Source organism: Saccharothrix mutabilis subsp. mutabilis, from assembly GCF_039521145.1.
In the GTDB taxonomy this organism is placed as follows: domain Bacteria; phylum Actinomycetota; class Actinomycetes; order Mycobacteriales; family Pseudonocardiaceae; genus Actinosynnema; species Actinosynnema mutabilis.
On the sequence record NZ_BAAABU010000020.1, the window covers coordinates 1 to 17,663 of the forward strand.

Below are 17,663 nucleotides of genomic sequence, written 5' to 3' on the forward strand. Positions count from 1 at the left end.
CCGACCCCGGCAATCTGTGGTAGCCCTTCGGGCAGGTCATACGGTGGGGAACACGGAGGCCCCTTGTGGCTGGGAGCCCAGCCCGCCGCTGCGCGGCGAACGCCGCTTGCGCGGCGAAGAACGTTGTTGCGGTGGGCGTCGCCGTGGGTGGTCATTGGCTGGACTTTGTTGTGCCGACCCCGCCCATCCCGCGATGAACGTCCGATTATTCCACGATGAGAGCCCCGCGAAGCGTGGTCGATAGCGTCGGACAAGGGCACTGCCCAATCCGCTTCGAAAGCGAGGACCCGCTCATGACCGCCCAGATCGACCTGGCGAACCTGGATCTCACCGACGACCCGGAGACGCAGAACGACGTGTTCCTGGTCGCCTTCAACTCCGGGCAGGGGGCCATCTTCGACAGCCTCTACCGGGACGACTCGATCTCCAACCTCTCCGGTGGGCCGCTCACCGGGGCCGCGCGCACCGAGGCGATCACCAAGCTGCTCGCCACGAAGCCCGAGCTGCAGTCGAAGGTCAAGTCCTACTACTCCACCGGTGACACCTCTTTGATCATCGTCGACTACGACCTGGTCATCACGCTGGAGGACGGGCGCAAGCAGCGCATCCTCGGCAAGTGCACCGACGTCCTCGTGCGCGGCGAGGACGGCAAGTGGGTCATGGCCGTCGACCGGCCGGTCGCCGATGAGGTCCACGACCTCTGAACCCCGGGCGTGGGCCGTGCGCGGGCGAAGCGCCCGGCCCACGCTCCCCTGAAGGGAAAGGACGTGCGATGGACCTGGCTCCCGAACTCTCGGCCGTGACGCCGGCCGAGATGCGTTCCACGCTGGGCCGGTTCGCCACCGGTGTGGTGGTGCTCAGCGTCGGTGGTGAGCACATCCACGGGATGACCGCCAACGCGTTCAGCTCCGTCTCCCTCGACCCCCCGCTCGTGCTCTGCTGCATCGCCCGCACCGCCACCATGCACCGCGCCATCACGGCCTCCGGGCACTTCGCGACCTCCGTGCTGCACGCGGACCAGGAGGGCAGCGCCCGGCACTTCGCCGACCGCACCCGGCCCGCCGGGCGGGCGCAGTTCGACGCCGTCGACTGGGTGCCCGGCCCGCACACCGGGGCGCCGGTGCTGGCCGACGCGCTGGCGTGGCTGGAGTGCGAGTTGACCGACGTCCACGAGGCCGGTGACCACTCGGTGTTCATCGGCCGGGTGCTGGCCACCGGCAAGGGGACGGGGCAGGCGGGGCTGTTGTTCTTCAACGGTGCGTACGGGCAGGTCGGGACTACCGAAGGGCCATGATGAGCATTTCCGAGATGGAGGTCCGGCCCGCATCACGGCCGACCCCGCCGCCGCGCACGATGAGGTCGCTGCGGGACCGGCGCGACGAGCTGACCAGCCGGGTCGCGCTGGGCAACCAGAAGGCCGTGGCGCGACAGCACGGGCTGGGCAAGCGGACGGCCCGGGAGCGGCTGGAACTGCTGCTGGACGAAGGGTCGTTCGTCGAGGTCGAGATGTTCCGGCGGGGGACCACGGGCGCGCACACCGACGGCGTGGTGGCGGGATCCGGGACGGTCGACGGGCGGCGGGTGTTCGTCTACGCGCAGGACTTCACCATCTCGGGTGGGTCGCTGGGCGCGGCGCACGCCGAGAAGATCCAGAAGGTGATGGACCTCGCCGTCGCGACCGGGTCGCCGATCGTTGCGCTCAACGACAGCGGCGGCGCGCGGATCCAGGAGGGGGTGATGGCGCTCAACGGGTACGGCGGGATCTTCCGCCGGCAGGTCGAGGCGTCCGGGATCGTCCCGCAGATCTCCGTGGTCCTCGGGCCGTGCGCGGGCGGTGCGGCGTACTCGCCGGCGTTGGCGGACTTCACGTTCATGGTGCGCGAGACCGCGCAGATGTACCTGACCGGCCCGGACGTGGTGGCCGCCGTGAGCGGCGAGCGGGTCACGCACGACCAGCTCGGTGGCGCGGACGTGCACGGCGGGATGTCCGGCGTGGCCACGTTCGTGCACGACGACGAGGAGAGCTGCTTCGCCGACGTCCGCCACCTGCTGTCCCTGTTGCCCGCCAACAACCTCGAACCCGCGCCGGGCTACGAGTGGACCGCCGGTGACCACCTGCGGCCCGCGCTGGCCGACCTGGTCCCGGTCGAGCCCAACCGGCCCTACGACATCCGCGCGGTGATCGCGGAACTGGTGGACGACGAGGACTTCCTGGAGGTCCACGAGGGGTGGGCGGCCAACGTGGTGTGCGCGTTGGCCCGCATGGGCGGCCAGGTGGTGGGCATCGTCGGCAACCAGCCGTTGATCCTGGCCGGGGTGCTGGACACGGCGGCGTCGCAGAAGGCCGCCCGATTCGTGCGGTTCTGCGACGCGTTCAACATCCCGCTGGTGACGCTGGTGGACGTGCCGGGGTTCCTGCCGGGCACCGACCAGGAGTACGGCGGGGCGATCCGGCACGGCGCGAAGCTGTTGTACGCCTACTGCGAGGCGTCCGTGCCGCGGGTGCAGGTGATCCTGCGCAAGGCCTACGGCGGCGCGTACATCGTGATGGACTCGCGGTCGATCGGCTGCGACCTGTCGCTGGCGTGGCCCACCAACGAGATCGCCGTGATGGGGGCGGAGGCGGCGGTGAACGTCATCCACCGCAAGGAACTCGCCGCCGCGGCCGACCCGGCCGAGCTGCGGGCCGCGCTGGTGGTCGAGTACGCCGAAGAGCTGGTGCACCCGTACTACGCGGCCGAGCGCGGCCTGGTGGACGACGTGATCGACCCGGCCGAGACCCGGGCCGCCGTGCTGCGCGGGCTGGCGATGCTGCGCGACAAGCGCCGCCGCACGCCGGCGCGCAAGCACGGCAACGTTCCGCTGTAAGCGCTTCTACTGGGGAGTTCGAGCACCGCGCCGGTCCACTGTGGACGGCGCGGTGTTTCCGCGTGCGCCGGGCAACGGGGTGGGCGCGTGAAGCGGCCCACCGACCGGGGGGCTGGTCGGTGGGCCGCCGTGGGTGGGCTGAGCCCCTCTGGGGGTGGGGGTTCAGCCCGGTAGCAGGGTGAGCGGGTTGTCGCGCAGCGCCGTGCACACCGCGCGCAGGCCGATCACCAGCTGGTCGATCTGGGCGTCCGTGATGCCGATGGACGGTTCGAACCGGAGCGTGTGGCTGGCGCTGGCGGTCGGGAAGACCCGCACCCGGTGGTGGTTGAGCAGGTAGCCCGCCACCACGTACCCCACCAGGCCGGTCCGGGCCAGCTCGCCCACCGGGTCCGGCGCGCCGGTCTGGTCGTGGAACTCCAGGCCCAGCATCAGGCCGCGCCCGCGCACGTCGGCCACGACGGTCGGGAACTCCGCCGCCACCGACCGCAGCGCCTGCTTGAGCGCGGTGCCGCGGGCCGCCGCCCGCGCGTAGGCGTCGGAGCTCTCCAGGAAGTCCACCACGCGCGACCCGATGTGGCAGGAGAACGCGTCCTTGGCGAACGTGGAGCTGTGCAACAGCTCGAATTCCGGCACGTACGCCGACTGCCGCACCAGCAGCACCGACGTCTTGGCGATCCCGCCGCCCAACGCCTTGGCCAGCACGATGTAGTCACCGAGCAGGCCGACGTGCGAGGCCGCGTAGAACTTGCCGGTGCGGCCCACGCCGGTCTGGATCTCGTCCACCACCACGGGGAACCCGTGCGCGTCGGCCACCGCGCGGATGTCCGCCGCGACGACCGGGTCGAGCACGTGGATGCCGCCCTCGCCCTGGATCGGCTCGACGAAGAACGCCGCGACCACCGGCAGGTCCCGCTCGACCACCTGGCCGTCGTGGACGTCCAGCACGGTCACCCGGCTCTCCTCGACCGCCTTCGCGACCTCGCCACCGGACACGAACCGCGCCGGCACGGCCAGGGCCCGGAACGGCACGCGGTAACCGGGGTTGTGCGTGAGCTGCACGCTGCCGGCGAGCTTGCCGTGGAAGGAGCCTTCCAGCGTCAGGAACACCGGTGGCGTGTCGTACCGGCTCTCGTTGTGCTCCCGCACCCGCGCGGCGAGGTCGGCGGGCGCGTCCGCCAGGTGCTCCTCGATCTCCGCGCGCAGCGCGGCGACCCGTGCGCCGCGGGCCATCTCGGCGTGCTTGAGCGCGACCTCCACGGCCTCCGCGCCGGTGTTGGCGAACACCGCCGAGTACGGCTCGAACGTCCCGAACTCCCGCCACAGCACGCGGTTCAGCGCGGCGGCGAGGTCGTTGGCGTACGGGTGGTAGGAGAACTGGGCGTGCACCGGGACGCCGCCGGCGAGCAGTTCCCGGGCGTGCGCCACGATCTCGGGGTGGTTGTGGCCCAGCACCAGCGAGCCGTAGCCGCCGACGAAGTCGACCACCGGCACCTCGTCGCCGGAGGCCGTGCGCCACCACAGGGTGTCGCCCTCGCCGCGCACGTACTCCGCGTCCAGGCCGAGCTGGGCGAGCAACCCGCGCAGGTGCGCCTCGGCCAGTTCGAGCGCCATGTCAGTTGTCGCCGAACGGGTTGTCGATGGCGTAGCGCCACTTGCCGTCCTCGCCCTTGCGCAGCACGTCCAGGCCGGTGCCGGACAGCGAGCCCTCGCCCTCGATGTCGAAAGTCCAGTCCACGACCAGTAGCGCGGTGTCGCCGGTCACGTAGGACTCCTTGACCTCGGCTCGCATCAAGGGTTTTTTGGCCATGAACTCCTCCACCGCGGCCTCGTGCTCGGCGCCGCTGATCGGCTTCTCCGGGTCCCAGATGGACACCGCGTCCTCGGTGTAGAGGGACAGCACGGTGGCCACGTCGCCCGAGTTCATCGCGCGGACGTACAGCGCGGTCATCTGGGTGGCGTCCTCGGGCAGCGCGAAGTTCGTGGTCATGGCGGACCAGTCCTTTTCTGCGGGATCGGGATTCGACGGGACCGACGAAACCAGGGGGCGGTCACGCCCCGGTAATCCGGTCGCCGCGAGAACGCCCGACGACCGTTTCGTGACTGGGGAAGAACTCCCGCCGGATAGAACGGTCGGTGCGGAAGGACCCAGCTCGCGGAAGGCGTTGTCGATGACGAACCTGGACGACTCGGTCGCGGTGGTCGGCGTCTCGTGCCGGTTGCCCGGCGCGGCGGACCCGGCGGCGTTCTGGCGGCTGCTGCGCGCCGGCCGGGACGTGGTGACCGAGGTGCCCGCCGACCGGTGGGAGGCGCTGGCGCCCGGGACGAAGGCGGTGCGCGGCGCGCGGTTCGGCGCGTTCCTGGACGGCGTCGGCGACTTCGACGCCGGGTTCTTCGGCATCTCGCCGCGCGAGGCCGCGGCGATGGACCCGCAGCAGCGGCTGGTGCTGGAGCTGGCGTGGGAGGCGTTGGAGGACGCGGGGATCGTTCCGGCGGCGCTGGCGGGCACGGGCGCGTCGGTGTTCGTCGGCTCGCTGCGCGACGACTACGCCGGGCTGGTGCTCGGGCGCGGCGCGATCACCCAGCACACCAACACCGGCACGCACCGCGGCATCATCGCCAACCGGGTGTCCTACGCGCTGGACCTGCGCGGGCCGAGCGTCGTGGTGGACACCGCCCAGTCGTCGTCGCTGGTCGCCGTGCACCTGGCGGCGGAGAGCGTGCGGTCGGGCGAGTCGCCGGTGGCGCTGGCGGCGGGCGTGAACCTGAACGTCCTGGGCGAGGGCGCGCTGGGCGCGGAGAAGTTCGGCGGGTTGTCGCCGGACGGGCGGTGCTTCACGTTCGACGCGCGGGCCAACGGGTACGTGCGCGGCGAGGGCGCGGCGGTGCTGGTGCTCAAGCCGTTGCGGGCCGCGCTGGACGACGGCGACGACGTGTACGCCGTGCTGCGCGGCAGCGCGGTCAACAACGACGGCGCGACGCCCGGCCTGACCGTGCCGGACGCGTCGGCGCAGGCGGCGGTCGTGCGGGCGGCGCAGCGGCGGGCCGGGGTGGGGCCGGAGGGCGTGCAGTACGTGGAGCTGCACGGCACGGGCACGCCGGTCGGCGACCCGGTCGAGGCGGCCGGGCTGGGCGCGGTGTTCGGGTCGCGGCCCGCGCCGCTGGCCGTGGGGTCGGTCAAGACCAACGTCGGGCACCTGGAGGGCGCGGCCGGGATCGTGGGGCTGCTCAAGGCGGTGCTGGCGATCCGGCACCGGGAGTTGCCCGCGAGCCTGAACTTCGTGACGCCGAACCCGGCGGTGCGGTTGGCGGAGCACAACCTGACCGTCCACACAGGACTGTCGGCGTGGCCGGAGCCGGAGCGGCCGTTGGTGGCCGGGGTGAGTTCGTTCGGCATGGGCGGCACGAACTGCCACGTGGTGGTCGCCGAGCCGCCGGCGCGGGCGCCTTCGGTGTTCGGGGGTCCGGGGTTCGCGGTGGTGCCGGTGTCGGGCCGTGATGCCGGCGCTTTGCGGGCGCACGCGGCGTTGTTGCGGGTGACCGAGGGGTCGCCGCGTGACCTGGGGTGGTCCCTCGCGACCACCCGGACCGCGTTCGAGCACCGGGCCGCGGTCGTCGCGGAGGACCGGGCGGGTCTGGACGCGGGGCTGGACGCTCTCGCGGCGGGCATCCCGATGCCGAACGTCGTGACCGGGGTTGCCGGTGACGGCCGGGTGGGGGTGGCGTTCACCGGTCAGGGAGCGCAGCGGGTGGGGATGGGGGCGCGGTTGTCCGACGCGTTCCCGGTGTTCGCGGCGGCTTTCGACGAGGTGTGCGCGCACCTGGACCCCGGGTTGCGGGACGTGATCGCGTCCGGTGACGGGCTGGACGACACCGGGTGGACGCAGCCCGCGTTGTTCGCGGTCGAGGTGGCGTCGTTCCGGTTGCTGGAGTCGTGGGGTGTGCGGCCGGACGTGCTGGTGGGGCACTCGATCGGTGAGGTGGCCGCCGCGCACGTCGCGGAGGTGTTGTCGCTGGCCGACGCGTGTGCGCTGGTCACCGCGCGCGGTCGGTTGATGCGGGCGTTGCCGGCCGGTGGGGCGATGGTCGCGGTCGAGGCGGCCGAGGACGAGTTGGACCTGCCCGACGGTGTCGCGCTGGCGGCGGTGAACGGGCCGCGGGCGGTGGTGCTGTCGGGGGCGGAGGACGCGGTGTTGTCCTTCGTCGGATCGTTGAACAAGAGGACGAAACGGCTCCCGGTGAGCCACGCCTTCCACTCGCCGCTGATGGACCCGATGCTCGACGACTTCCGAGCGGTGGTGGCGGGTCTGACGTTCAACAATCCCACGATCCCCATCGTGTCCACGGTCGGGGCGGACGCCGAGCTGACGGACCCGGAGTACTGGGTGCGGCAGGTGCGGGAGCCGGTGCGGTTCCTGCGGGCGTTGCGGGCGCTGGAGGTCCCGACGCTGGTGGAGGCCGGGCCGGACGCGGTGCTGTCGGCGCTGGCGGGCGAGGTGGGCATCCGGTCGTTCCCGCTGATGCGCCGGGGGCACGACGAACAGGTGACCGCGCTGACCGCGTTCGCCGGGCTGCACACGCGGGGGGTGGAGCTGGAGTGGCCGGTGGGGCGGCGGGTGAAGCTGCCGACCTACCCGTTCCAACGCGAGCGCTACTGGCTGGACGAACCACAGCCCGCGCCCGCCGCCCCCGCCGCCACCACGCACGCCCCCGCCGCCCCCGCCACCACTGCCACCGCCCCCGCCGCGCCCGCCGCCGGGCTGCCCGCCGCCGGGCCGACCGCCGCCGGGCCGACCGCCGCCGGGCCTGCGAGCGCTGGGCCTGCGAGCGCCGGGTCCGGCGCACCCGCTTCCGCCGGCGTGCGTACCAATGTGGCGCAGCTCGTCGTCCGGCACGTCGCGGCCGTGCTCGGGGCCGATCCCGCCAAGGTCGATGTGCGGCGGCCCTTCCGCGATCTCGGGTTCGACTCGCTCATGGGCGTCGAACTGCGCGAGAACCTGGCCGGCGCGATCGGCCGCCCCCTGCCCACCGGGCTGCTGTTCGAGCACCCGACCCCGCAGGCAGTCATCGCGTTCCTCGAAGGCACAGCCGAGGAAGACGCGCCGGCCGGTCGACACACCGCGGCCGACCCAGCCGAACCCATCGCGATCGTCGGCATGGCGTGCCGCTTCCCCGGCGACGTGACCTCCCCCGAAGACCTGTGGCGGCTGGTCGACGAGGAGGTCGACGCCATCGGGCCGTTCCCCGCCGACCGGGGCTGGCCCGCCGACCTCTACGACCCCGACCCCGACCGGTCCGGCACGACCTACGTGCGCGAAGGCGGGTTCCTGGCCGGCGCCGGTGAGTTCGACGCCTCCTTCTTCGGCATCTCCCCGCGCGAAGCCCTGGTCATGGACCCCCAGCAACGCCTGCTGCTCCAGACCGCCTGGGAAGCCGTCGAACGGGCGGGCATCGATCCCGAGGCGCTGCGCGGCAGTCGGACCGGCGTGTTCGTCGGCGGCACGGCCGGTGACTACGGGCCGCGCATGCACGAAGCGTCCGACCAGGCCGAAGGGCACGTGCTCACCGGCGCGACGCCCAGCGTCATGTCCGGCCGCATCGCCTACCAGCTCGGGCTGGTCGGCCCGGCGCTGACCGTGGACACGGCCTGTTCCTCCTCCCTGGTCGCCCTGCACATCGCGGTCCGGTCGCTGCGCAGCGGCGAGTCGTCCACGGCCCTCGCGGGCGGCGTCACGGTGATGGCCACGCCCGGCATGTTCCTGGAGTTCTCCCGCCAGCACGGCCTGGCCGGCGACGCCCGCTGCAAGTCCTTCGCCGCCGACGCGGACGGCACGGCCTGGGCCGAGGGCGTCGGGCTCCTGGTGCTCGAACGGCTCTCCGACGCCCGCGAGCGCGGTCACCGGGTGCTCGCGGTCATCCGCGGCAGCGCCGTCAACTCCGATGGCGCGTCCAACGGCCTCACCGCGCCCAACGGCGGCTCCCAGCAACGGGTCATCCGGCAGGCGCTGGCCGACGCGGGTCTGTCCACTTCGGACATCGACGTGGTCGAGGCGCACGGCACCGGCACGTCGCTGGGCGACCCGATCGAGGCGGAGGCGATTCTGGCCACCTACGGCCAGGGCCGCGACACCCCGCTGTGGCTCGGCTCGCTGAAGTCCAACATCGGCCACGCCCAGGCGGCGGCCGGCGTCGGCGGCGTCATCAAGCTCGTGGAGGCCATGCGGCACGGCGTCATGCCGCGCACCCTGCACGTCACCGAGCCGACGCCGAAGGTGGACTGGACCGCCGGCCGCGTGGAGCTGTTGACGAGCAGGCGCGACTGGCCCGCCGACCGGCCGCGCCGGGCCGCCGTCTCGTCGTTCGGCATCAGCGGCACCAACGCGCACCTGGTGCTGGAGCAGGGTGAAGAAGCGGCGACGACGGTCACGCCGACCGCCCTGCCGGTGCCGTGGGTGTTCAGCGGGCGTTCCGTCGAGGCGGCACTGGCCCAGGTCGAGCGGGTGCGTGGGCGGCGGGACGTGGCCGAGGTGGCGCGGGCGCTGGCCGAGCGCACCCGGTTCGACCACCGGGCGGTGCTGGTCGGGGCCGGCGCCGACGAGCTGGCACAAGCGGTCCCGGTGACCGGCAAGGCGCTCGCCGGGCGCACGGCGTTCCTGTTCACCGGGCAGGGCGCGCAGCGCGCCGGCATGGGCCGCGAGCTGTACGACGCGTACCCGGTGTTCGCGCGCGGCCTGGACGAGGTGGTGGCCGCGTTCGAACCGCACCTGGAACTCCCGCTGCGGGACCTGATGTTCGGGGACCGGCCCGAGCTGCACGAGACCCGGTACACCCAGCCCGCGCTGTTCGCGTTCGAGGTCGCGCTGTTCCGGCTCGCCGAGCACCACGGGCTCAAGCCCGACCTGCTCGCCGGCCACTCGATCGGCGAGCAGGTCGCGGCGCACGTCGCCGGCGTGCTCACGCTGGAGGACGCGGCCACGCTGGTCGCCGCCCGGGGCCGGCTCATGCAGTCGGCTCGCGCGGGCGGCGCGATGATCGCCGTGCAGGCGACCGAGGCCGAGCTGGGCGAGCTGCCCGAGGGCGTCGCGGTCGCGGCGGTGAACAGCCCGAACTCCGTGGTGCTGGCGGGCGATGACCGCGCGGTGACCGAGGTGGCCGCCCGGTTCGAGCGGACCCGCCGGCTCCAGGTCAGCCACGCGTTCCACTCGCCGCACATGGACGACGTGCTGGACGAGTTCCGCGCGGTCGCCGAGACGATCGCGTATCGCGAGGCGGAGATCCCGGTCGTCTCCACGGTCACCGGCGACCTGCTCGAAGCCGACGCCGACCACTGGACGCGGCAGATCCGCGCCACCGTCCGGTTCGCGGACGCCGTCGCGACGCTCGCCGAGCGCGGCGCCGCGGTGTTCGTGGAGATCGGCCCGGACGCGGTGCTCGCGCCGCTGGCCGAGGCGTGCGGCGTCACGGCGGTGGCGTTGGGGCGCAAGGACCGCCCGGAGGCGGTGACGGCCGTGCGCGGCATGGCCCACGCGCACGCCCACGGCGCGCCGCTGGACGTGGTGTCGTTCGTGCCGGGCGCGGGCCGCGCGGACGTGCCGACCTACCCGTTCAAGCGCGACCACTACTGGCTCACCGACCGGCCGCGCGCGACCGGACTGGTCACCACGGCCGTCGAGCTGGCCGAGCGGGACGAGGTCGTGCTGTCCGGCGAGGTGTCCCTGACGGCGCAGCCGTGGCTGGCCGGGCACGTCGTCAACGGCGCGGTCCTGGTGCCGGGCACGGCGTTCCTGGAACTCGCGCTGGCGGCGGGGGAACGGGTCGGGCTGCCGCGCGTGGACGACCTGACGCTGGAGTCGCCGCTGGTCGTGCCGGCCACCGGGGCGGTGCAGGTGCAGGTGGCCGTGCGCGAGGGCCGGTTCACCGTGCACTCGCGCCAGGACGACTGGCAGCGCCACGCCTCCGGCACCCTCACGACGGGAAGCGCCGCCCTTGAGTCGTTCCCGTGGCCGCCGGAGGCCGACGAGGAGCCGCTGGACGACGTCTACGACCGGCTGTCCGCGCTGGGCTACGACTACGGCGAGCCGTTCCGCGGCCTGCGCGGCCTGTGGCGGGACGGCGACACCGTCTACGCCGAGGTCGCCGTCACCACCCCGGTGACCGGGTTCGTCGTGCACCCGGCCCTGCTGGACGCCGTCCTGCACCCGCTGGTCCTCGAACCGGCCGGGCCGGGCCGGATCCGCCTGCCGTTCGCGTGGAGCGGTGTGGAACTGACCGCCGGCGCGTCCACCCTGCGCGTCCGCGTCACGCCGAACGGCGCGGACACGTTCTCCATCGACCTCGCGGACGGCGCGGGTGCCCCGGTCGGGCGGATCGACGGCATCACGCTGCGCGCGGTCGCCCGGGACGGCCTCGCGGGCGGTTCGACCTTCACCGTGACGTGGACCGAGGTGGCGCGGGGCGAACCGGCCGGTGACCTGGTGGTCATCCCGCCCGCCGCGACCGACGACCCGAGGCTGGCCACGCGCCGCGCGCTGCGCCTGGTCCGGGAGTGGCTGGAGGAGGACCACGACCCGGCCGACCGGCTGGTCTTCCACACCCGCCGTTCGATCGCGGCCGTCCCCGGCGAGCCGGTGGACGACCTGGCCAACGCCGCCGTGTGGGGCCTGGTGCGGGTGGTGCAGTCCGAGCACCCGGACCGGGTGGTCGTGGTGGACGCGGACCACGCCGACGACGTGGCGGCGGCCGTGGCGACCGGTGAACCGCAGGTGGCGGTGCGCGAGGGCAGGTTCCTGGCGCCCCGGCTGGCCCGGACCGACCTGGGCGAGCCGGTGCGGCTGGAGGGCACGGTCCTGGTCACCGGCGGCACGGGCGGGCTGGGCGCGCTGGTCGCCCGGCACCTGCACGAGCACCACGGCGTCCGCGACCTGCTGCTGGTCAGCCGGCGCGGGCCGGCCGCGCCGGGAGCCCGCGCGCTGGCCGACGAACTCGGTGCGCGGATCGCCGCGGTGGACGTGGCCGACCGGGACGCCCTGGCGGAACTGCTCGCCGGGGAACGGCTCGGCGCGGTCGTCCACGCCGCCGGCGTCCTGGACGACGCGACCACCACGGCGTTGACCGACGCCCAGGTGGACCGCGTGCTGGAACCCAAGGCGCTGGCCGCGCGGCACCTGCACGAACTGGCCGGTGACGTGCCGGTGTTCGTGCTGTTCTCCTCGATCTCGGGGGTGCTGGGCACGGCCGGCCAGGCCGGCTACGCCGCCGCGAACACCTACCTGGACGCCCTCGCCGCCCACCGCCGCGCGCGGGGCCTGAGCGCGGTGTCGCTGGCGTGGGGCCTGTGGGACGCGGGCATGGGCGAAACCCTCGGTGACGCCGACCTCGCCCGCTGGGCCCGGTCCGGCGTCGCGCCGCTGAAGCCCGAACGGGGTCTGGCGTTGTTCGACCGGGCGCTGTCCGCCGACCAGGGGCTGTTGGTGCCGGCCGCGCTTGAACCGTCCCGTGTGGACGGTGAGGTGCCCGGTCCGTTGCGCGGCCTGGTGAAGCGGCGCACGACCACCAAGGCCGTGTCCGCGCTCACCGAGGCGCAGGCCGTGGACCTGGTGCGGTCGCTGGCGGCGGCGGCCCTGGGCCACGCCGACGCCACGGCGGTGGACCCGGAGAAGGCGTTCCGCGAGCAGGGTTTCGACTCGCTGGCGGGCGTGGACCTGCGCAACCGGCTGATCGCCGCGACCGGCCGCAAGCTGCCCACCACGCTGGTGTTCGACCACCCGACGCCGGCCGCGCTCGCCGCGTTCCTGGTGGCGGGCAACCGCGAGGCCGACCGGACCGCGGCGACCCGGACCGCGGCGACCCGGACCGCGGCGACCCGGACCGCGGCTGCCCGCGCGGACGAGCCGATCGCGATCGTCGGCATGGCGTGCCGGTTCCCCGGCGGCGTCCGGTCGCCGGAGGACCTGTGGCGGCTGGTCGCCGAGGGCCGCGACGCGATCTCGGGGTTCCCGACCAACCGGGGCTGGGACGTCGAGGCGCTCTACGACCCCGACCCCGAACGCCTGGGCGCCACCTACACCCGGCACGGCGGGTTCCTGCACGACGCGGACCTGTTCGACGCGGCCTTCTTCGGCATGTCGCCGCGCGAGGCGCTGGCCACCGACCCGCAGCAGCGGCTGCTGCTGGAGACGGCGTGGGAGGCGTTCGAGGACGCGGGGATCGACCCGGCGACGCTTCGCGGCAGCCGGACCGGCGTGTTCACCGGCGTGATGTACGACGACTACGCCTCGCGCCTGCCCGAGACACCGGAGGAGGTCGAGGGCTTCCTGTTGGCGGGCAACACCTCCAGCGTGATCTCCGGCCGCCTCGCCTACACCTACGGGCTGGAGGGGCCGGCGATCACCGTGGACACGGCGTGCTCGTCGTCGCTGGTCGCCCTGCACCTGGCGGCGCAGGCGCTGCGCTCCGGCGAGTGCGACCTGGCGCTGGCGGGCGGCGTGACGGTGATGGCCGGGCCGTCGACGTTCGTGGAGTTCTCGCGGCAGCGCGGGTTGTCGCCGGACGGGCGGTGCAAGTCGTTCTCCGCCTCCGCCGACGGCACCGGCTGGTCCGAGGGCGTCGGCCTGCTGCTGGTCGAGCGGCTGTCCGAGGCGCGCAAGCGCGGCCACCGCGTGCTCGCGGTGGTGCGGGGCAGCGCGGTGAACTCCGACGGCGCGTCCAACGGCCTCACCGCGCCCAACGGTCCGGCGCAGGAGCGGGTGATCCGGGCCGCGCTGTCCGCCGCCCGACTGTCCACTTCGGACGTCGATCTGGTCGAGGCGCACGGCACCGGCACGACGCTGGGCGACCCGATCGAGGCCCAGGCGCTGCTGGCCACCTACGGCCAGGACCGCGCCGAACCGCTGTGGCTGGGGTCGCTGAAGTCCAACATCGGGCACGCGCAGGCGGCGGCCGGGGTCGGCGGGATCATCAAGGTGGTGCAGGCGATGCGGCACGGCGTCATGCCGCGCACCCTGCACGCCGACGACCCGTCACCCCACGTGGACTGGACCTCGGGCGCGGTGGAACTGCTGACCGAGCCCCGCGAGTGGACCGCGGACCGGCCGCGCCGGGCGGCGGTGTCCTCGTTCGGCATCAGCGGCACCAACGCGCACGTCGTGCTGGAGGAGGTGCCCGAGCGGGTCGAGGCCGACCGCGTGACCCCGCTGGACGTGCCGTGGGTGCTGTCCGCGCACGACGACACGGCGTTGCGCGCCCAGGCCGAAGCCCTGCACGCCCACCTGGCCGCGCACCCGGACCTGCGTCCCGCCGACGTCGGGCTCACGCTGGCCCGGCGGCCGTTGCTGGACCGCCGCACGGTGGTCTTCGGCGCGGACGCCCTGCTCGGCGAGCTGGCCATCGGAGACGGCGGCGGGCGCGGCAAGACCGCGTTCCTGTTCACCGGCCAGGGCAGCCAGCGCGTCGGCATGGGCCGCGAGCTGTACTCCCAGCCGGTGTTCCGGCAGGCGCTGGACGAGATCTGCGCGTTGCTGGACCCGGTGCTGGACCGCCCGCTGCGGGCGGTGCTGTTCGCCGAGCCGGACAGCGCCGACTCCGCCCTGCTGGACCAGACCGCCTACACCCAGGCCGCGCTGTTCGCCGTCGAGGTCGCGCTGTACCGGTACGTGGAGCACCACGGCGTGCGCCCGGACTTCGTGTTCGGCCACTCGGTGGGCGAGGTCGCCGCCGCGCACGTCGCGGGCGTGTTCGACCTGGCCGACGCGTGCGCGCTGGTCGCCGCGCGCGGCCGGGCCATGCAGTCGGCCCGCGAGGACGGGGCCATGGCGGCGATCGAGGCCACCGAGGAGGAGGTGCGGGAGACGCTGGCCGGGGTGGTGGCGGTCGCGGCCGTCAACGCGCCGCGCTCGACGGTCGTCTCCGGCGACGAGCCCGCGGTGGCCCGGCTGATCGAGCTGTGGTCGGGCCGGGGACGCCGCACGCGGCGGCTGCCGGTGAGCCACGCGTTCCACTCGCCGCACATGGACGGGGTGCTGGCGGCGTTCCGCGCGGACCTGGACGCGGTGGTGTTCCGCGCGCCGGAGATCCCGGTCGTGTCGGACGTGACCGGTGACCTGGCCACCGACGGGCAGTTGCGCTCGCCGGACTACTGGGTGCGGCACATCCGCGAGGCCGTGCGGTTCGTGGACGGCGTCCGCACGCTGGAGGCGCTCGGGGTGACCGAGTTCGTGGAGCTGGGGCCGGACGGCGTGCTGACCGCGTTGACCCGGCAGTGCCTGACCGGTGAACCGGGGTCGGCCGTGCCGGTGCTGCGGGCGGGCCGTCCCGAACTGGCGACCGCGCAGGCCGCGCTGGGCGTCCTGCACACCCGCGGCCTGCCGGTGACCTGGGACTTCGGCGACGCCCGGCCGGTCACCCTGCCCACCTACCGGTTCCAGGGCCGCCGGTTCTGGCTGGATGCGCCCCGCGCGGCCCGGTCGGCGGGCGCGCTGGGCCTGTCCGACACCCGCCACCCGGTGCTGGGCGCGGCGGTCGAACTGGCCGGCGGCGACACCGTGGTGCTGACCGGGCGCCTGTCGGCGGGCACCGACGCGTGGCTGGCCGACCACCGGGTGCGCGACGACGTCCTGGTGCCGGGCACGGCGTTCGCCGAGCTTGCGCTGGCGGCCGGTGCGCACGTCGGCCTGCCGCACCTGGTGGAGCTGACGCTGTCCGCCCCGCTGGTGCTGGGGGTCGCGCGGCTCCAGGTGACGGTCGGTCCGGAGGAGGGCGGGCGGCGGCCGGTGACCGTGCACGCGCGGCCCGACGACGAGTCGCCGTGGGAGCTGCACGCGTCCGGCGCGGTGGGCGGCGCGGGTTCGGAGCCGGTCGGGTTCGAGGTGCCGGCCGAGGCCGTGCCGGTGGACCTCGACGGCGTGTACGACCGGTTGGCGGAGCACGGCTACCACTACGGGCCGGCGTTCCGGAACCTCGTGGGGCTGTCGCGGGTCGGCGACGAGCTGTTCGCCGAGTTGGCGGCCGTGGAGAACCGGGGCTTCCTGGTGCACCCGGCGGTGTTGGACGCGGCTCTGCACTCGTTGCTGCCCGGTGTCGCGGACGACGACGCCCCGGCGGTGCTGCCGTTCTCGTGGAGCGGCGTGACCGTGCACTCGGGTGCGCCGGCGGCGCGGGCGCGGTTGACGCGGCGCGGGTCGGCGGTGTCGATCGTCGTGGTGGACGCGGCCGGGCGGCCGGTGCTGACCGTGGACGAGTTGGCGTTGCGGCCGTTGGGCGGCAAGGCCGTGCGCGGGCTGCACGCCCTGACCTGGCGGCCGGTGGCGCCGGGCGAGCCGGGCGCCGCGGTGCCGGTGCACCGGGTGCCGGAGTTGCCGGCGCGGGAGGCCGTGCACCACACGCTGGACGTGCTGCGCGGAGCCGACGGGCCGTTGGCGGTCGTGGTGCGCGACGGGTTGGAGCACGCGGCCGTGCGCGGCCTCGTGCGGACCGCGCAGGCCGAGCAGCCGGGCCGGTTCGTGCTGGTCACGGCCGACGACGGCGAACCGCTGGACACCGCCGTGCGGCTGGGTGAGCCGGAGGTGGCGGTGCGCGGCGGCGAGGTGTTCGTGCCGCGCCTGGTCCGGACGCCGTCCGCCGAGCGCGGGATCGACTGGGGGACCGGCCCGGTGCTGGTCACCGGCGCGACCGGGGCGTTGGGCGCGGTGCTGGCCCGGCACCTGGTGCACGTCCACGGCGTGCGGGAACTGGTGCTGCTGAGCCGGCGCGGTGGCGCGGCTCCGGGCGCGGCGGAGCTGACCGCCGAGCTGGGCGTGACCGCGCACCTGGTGGCGTGCGACGCGGCCGACCGGGACGCGCTGGCCGCCGTCATCGAGCGGTACCGGCCCACGGCGGTCGTGCACACGGCCGGTGTCGTGGACGACGGCGTGCTGGCCAAGCTCACGCCCGAGCAGGTGGACAAGGTGCTGCGGCCCAAGGTCGACGCGGCCTGGAACCTGCACGAGCTGGCCGGGGACGTGTCCGCGTTCGTGCTGTACTCGTCGGTCGCGGGCCTGCTGGGCACCGCCGGCCAGGGCAACTACGCGGCGGGCAACGCCTACCTCGACGCCCTCGCCGAGCACCGGCACGCCGCCGGCCTGCCCGCGGTCTCGCTCGCGTGGGGCCTGTGGGAGACCGAGAGCGAGCTGTCCGGCGGACTGTCCGAAGTGGACCTGCGGCGGCTGGCCCGGTCGGGCCTGGAGCCGCTCGCGGCCGACGAGGCGATGGACCTGTTCGACGCGGCCCTCGCGCACGGCGCGCCCGTGCTGGCGGTGACCCGGTTCGACCAGGCCGCGCTGCGCGGCCGGGACGACCTGCCCGCCGTGCTGCGCGACATGGTCCGCCCGCGCCGGGCGGCGGCCCCGGTCGCCGCCGAGCCGACGGACCTGCCGGGCCTGGTGCGGGCCAAGGTCGCCGCCGTCCTCGGGCACGACGACCCGGCCGCGATCGACACCCGCCGGGCGTTCACCGAGCTGGGCTTCGACTCGCTGACCGCGGTCGAGCTGCGCAACCAGCTCGGCGCGGCCACCGGACTGGACCTGCCGACGACGGTGGTGTTCGACCACCCGAGCCCGGACGCGCTCGCCGACCACCTGCTGTCGCTGGCCTCGCCCGCCGACGAGCCGGTGGTGGACCGCCTGGAAGCCATGATCCGCGCCGGCGAGGTGGACGACGCCGCGCTGGACCGCCTGCGCGCCCTGCTGGGCCGCCCCGCCCTGGACACCGACCTGGACGCAGCCGACGACGAGGCGTTGTTCGCGCTGGTCGACGAGCTGGACTAG

The 17,663-nt window shown here is 74.4% G+C and carries 6 protein-coding genes; 4 read left to right on the forward strand and 2 right to left on the reverse strand.

Going from position 1 to position 17,663, the window contains the following annotated elements:
• Nucleotides 1–293: 293 nt before the first annotated feature.
• The 3 genes from ABD126_RS30065 to ABD126_RS30075 all read left to right on the forward strand — a co-directional run bounded on the left by ABD126_RS30065 (nucleotide 294) and on the right by ABD126_RS30075 (nucleotide 2,868).
• On the forward strand, nucleotides 294–704 hold the full coding sequence (locus ABD126_RS30065; protein WP_343937357.1) for a YybH family protein: 411 nt from the start codon (nucleotides 294–296) through the stop codon (nucleotides 702–704).
• Between the two features lie 68 nt (nucleotides 705–772).
• Nucleotides 773–1,294 carry a flavin reductase family protein gene (locus ABD126_RS30070; protein ID WP_343937358.1) on the forward strand — a complete coding sequence of 174 codons (522 nt, stop codon included), beginning with the start codon at nucleotides 773–775 and terminating at the stop codon, nucleotides 1,292–1,294.
• Entirely contained in the window at nucleotides 1,294–2,868 is a 1,575-nt protein-coding gene (locus ABD126_RS30075; protein ID WP_425542904.1) for an acyl-CoA carboxylase subunit beta, read from the forward strand. Before ABD126_RS30070 ends, ABD126_RS30075 begins: the two co-directional genes overlap by 1 nt.
• A 162-nt stretch (nucleotides 2,869–3,030) precedes the next feature.
• Here the strand turns inward: ABD126_RS30075 and ABD126_RS30080 are convergent, their stop codons facing one another.
• Nucleotides 3,031–4,479 (reverse strand): aspartate aminotransferase family protein, encoded by a 1,449-nt coding sequence (locus ABD126_RS30080; RefSeq protein ID WP_343937359.1) that lies wholly within the window; start codon nucleotides 4,477–4,479, stop codon nucleotides 3,031–3,033.
• A 1-nt stretch (nucleotide 4,480) separates the two neighbouring features.
• Nucleotides 4,481–4,855 (reverse strand): YybH family protein, encoded by a 375-nt coding sequence (locus ABD126_RS30085; RefSeq protein ID WP_343937360.1) that lies wholly within the window; start codon nucleotides 4,853–4,855, stop codon nucleotides 4,481–4,483.
• 181 nt (nucleotides 4,856–5,036) lie between these two features.
• Here ABD126_RS30085 and ABD126_RS30090 point away from each other — a divergent pair, with 181 nt between their 5' ends.
• Nucleotides 5,037–17,663, forward strand: a complete 12,627-nt coding sequence (locus ABD126_RS30090; protein ID WP_343937361.1) for an SDR family NAD(P)-dependent oxidoreductase — start codon at nucleotides 5,037–5,039, stop codon at nucleotides 17,661–17,663.